Source organism: Rheinheimera sp., from assembly GCF_036568245.1.
Taxonomy (GTDB): domain Bacteria; phylum Pseudomonadota; class Gammaproteobacteria; order Enterobacterales; family Alteromonadaceae; genus Alishewanella.
Genome location: NZ_DATCSY010000380.1, coordinates 1 through 2,441, shown reverse-complemented (window position 1 = coordinate 2,441; position 2,441 = coordinate 1). Strand labels below are relative to the sequence as shown.

The 2,441-nt window shown below is 50.2% G+C and carries 3 protein-coding genes and 1 pseudogene; 2 read left to right on the top strand and 2 right to left on the bottom strand.

Annotated features, from left to right (window positions below):
* Positions 1 to 2 precede the first annotated feature (2 nt).
* On the top strand, positions 3 to 848 hold the full coding sequence (locus tag VIN66_RS16900) for an AEC family transporter (protein WP_331925073.1): 846 nt from the start codon (positions 3 to 5) through the stop codon (positions 846 to 848).
* Here VIN66_RS16900 and VIN66_RS16895 read toward each other — a convergent pair.
* Together VIN66_RS16895 and VIN66_RS16890 are read right to left on the bottom strand one after the other, a co-directional pair.
* Positions 845 to 1,021, bottom strand: coding sequence for an Arc family DNA-binding protein (locus VIN66_RS16895; protein ID WP_331925072.1), 177 nt, complete (start codon positions 1,019 to 1,021; stop codon positions 845 to 847). The genes VIN66_RS16900 and VIN66_RS16895 overlap by 4 nt on opposite strands.
* Positions 1,022 to 1,029: 8 nt before the next feature.
* A complete protein-coding gene (locus VIN66_RS16890) occupies positions 1,030 to 1,887 on the bottom strand; it encodes an SPFH domain-containing protein (protein WP_331925071.1) in 858 nt (285 codons plus the stop codon).
* A gap of 134 nt (positions 1,888 to 2,021) precedes the next feature.
* On the opposite strand from VIN66_RS16890, the pseudogene VIN66_RS16885 reads away from it, so the two are divergent.
* A pseudogene (locus VIN66_RS16885) lies at positions 2,022 to 2,441 on the top strand (mechanosensitive ion channel protein MscS); the annotation flags it as partial.

The window sequence follows — 2,441 nt, the reverse complement described above, 5'->3', positions numbered from 1 at the left end:
GTCTGCCGGCTATGCCGCAAAGCAGTGGTATAGCGCTGAATATGTATGTGCTGTACGTCGCCTTACCGGCACTTATTTTAAAAAATGTGCCTCAGTTGCAGTTCTCTGCTGAACTGCTGATCCCGGCCGTTACGCCCTGGTTTTTGCTGCTGGTTGTGGTGGCAACCGTACTGCTGCTAAGTAAATGGTTGAACTGGCCGCGCGAGGTAACCGGCGCTCTGTTAATAGTGCTGCCGCTTGGCAATACCTCGTTTCTAGGTTTCCCGATGACAGCAGCATTGTTTGGTGATGCCGCCATGCCCTATGCCGTGGTATATGATCAGATAGGCTCTTTTATTGCGCTGGCAAGCTATGTCACGATTATTGCGGCTTTATACAGCCCCACGGCAGCCAAACCAACGTTTAAAGGCATAGCAGTCAAAATTATTACTTTCCCATCATTTATTGCTCTGGCACTTGGCTTGCTGCTGCGCGGATATGACTATCCGCCCATTATCACACAACTGATCGATAATCTGGCCGCGACCTTAGTACCGGTGGTGATGGTCGCCGTCGGTTTTGCCCTAACAGTCAAATTCAGCAAAAGTGAAGTGGTACCGCTGTTAAGTGCACTGGCAATTAAACTGGTGATGATGCCGCTGTTGGCTGCGGCATTGTGGCTGGCACTGGGTTACAGTGGTGTAGCCGTGAATATCAGTATTTTTCAGGCCGCGATGCCACCGATGATCTCCGCCGGCGCCATTGCTATTATGGCCGGGCTGGCGCCCCGGCTGGTCAGCGGCATTATTGGCCTGGGTATCCTGCTGGGTTTGTTGACGTTACCTGTAGTATCGTGGCTGCTGCATTAGTCGTCGTTGCGATTCTGATCAGCCACAGGTGGTAAACGACCGGCTTTTTTCAGCGCATCATGCAGCAGATATTCAATCTGTCCGTTGATGCTGCGAAACTCATCATCTGCCCAGCGCTGTAAAGCGCTGAGCATTTTCTCATCAATACGTAACGCAAAGGCTTTCTTTGCCACAACAACCCCTATTGATACAAACTACCGGTATTCACTACCGGCTGAACATGATGATCGCCACACAATACCACCAGCAGGTTGCTGACCATAGCAGCTTTGCGCTCACCGTCTAAATCAATAACATTACGCTCTGACAAACTCTGCAAGGCCGTCTCTACCATACCCACGGCACCTTCGACAATTTTTTGCCGGGCGGCTACGATAGCAGCAGCTTGCTGACGCTGCAGCATGGCACTGGCGATTTCAGCCGCATAGGCAAGATGGCTGATGCGGGCTTCCAGCACCTGCACGCCGGCTTTGTTTAACCGCGCCTGGATTTCCTGTTTCAGCAGTTCTGTCACCTCATCGGTGCTGCTGCGCAAACTGATGGTCTCGTCATTGCCCGCATCATAAGCATAACTAGAGGCTAAATGGCGGATAGCAGACTCGCTTTGAATACTGACAAAGTTCTCATAGTTGTCTACCTCAAATACCGCCTCTGCGCTATCGACCACCTTCCACACCACGACCGCAGCGATTTCAACCGGATTACCGGCGTTATCGTTGACCTTCATTTTGCTGCTTTCAAAATTACGTACCCTAAGCGAGACCTTCTGTTTGCTGTAAAGCGGGTTAGCCCAGCGCAGGCCGTTATTAAGATCAGTACCGACGTAACGGCCAAATAACTGCAACACGGCAGACTGATTGGGATGCACCATATAAAAACCAAACCAGCAGATAAACACTACTATCGCCAGTATCAAAGCAACAAGCTTAAGCACCACCGGCAGCACTGCAACAGCAGCAAGTGTCAGGATTTGCAGCAACAGCAAAACGCCTATCATGCCAAAACCGCCTTTACTGTTAATCATTCGTTCCTTCAGCATAGTGTAGCCCTCGATATGATATCAATTTAATATCATATTAGTTTTATTTTCAGAAAGTGCAAGTTTTAACCGCTGTGGCCGGCAGCAATTTTCTGCTAAGGTAAACGCATTAAATCAAAATACCTGAGTGACTTATGTCAGGACAAATAACCGCCTGGTGGCAGAGTGCCGTCATGCAAACACAACAGCCTACTTTCTGGTATCAGTTACTGGTTATTGCTGTATGCCTGGCGTTAGCGTTACTGATAAACCGGGTCTGGGGACAACGCCTTAGCGACAGTGGTGGTCAGGGCCTGCGGCATGTTGCGCTTCGCAGCTCGCACCGTATTTTGCTGCCTTTTAGCATGGCGGCTTTGTTAGCGCTCAGTCGCGAATTGTTGCAAGCCTATGAACTGCCACAACAATTGCTGGCCCCGCTGGTGCCTGTGGCGCTGGCCCTGGGGATTATCCGTTTACTGCTTTACATCTTGCGTAAAGCTTTTCTGTCCAGTCCGCTGGTCAAATCGGCTGAGCCTGTAATTGCTTTGGTTATCTGGCTGCTGGTGGTGCTTCAT

Coding starts and splice junctions, on each gene's coding strand:
- VIN66_RS16890 (WP_331925071.1), bottom strand. CDS start 1,887: ATGCTGAAGGAACGAATGATTAACAGTAAAGGCGGTTTTGGCATGATA.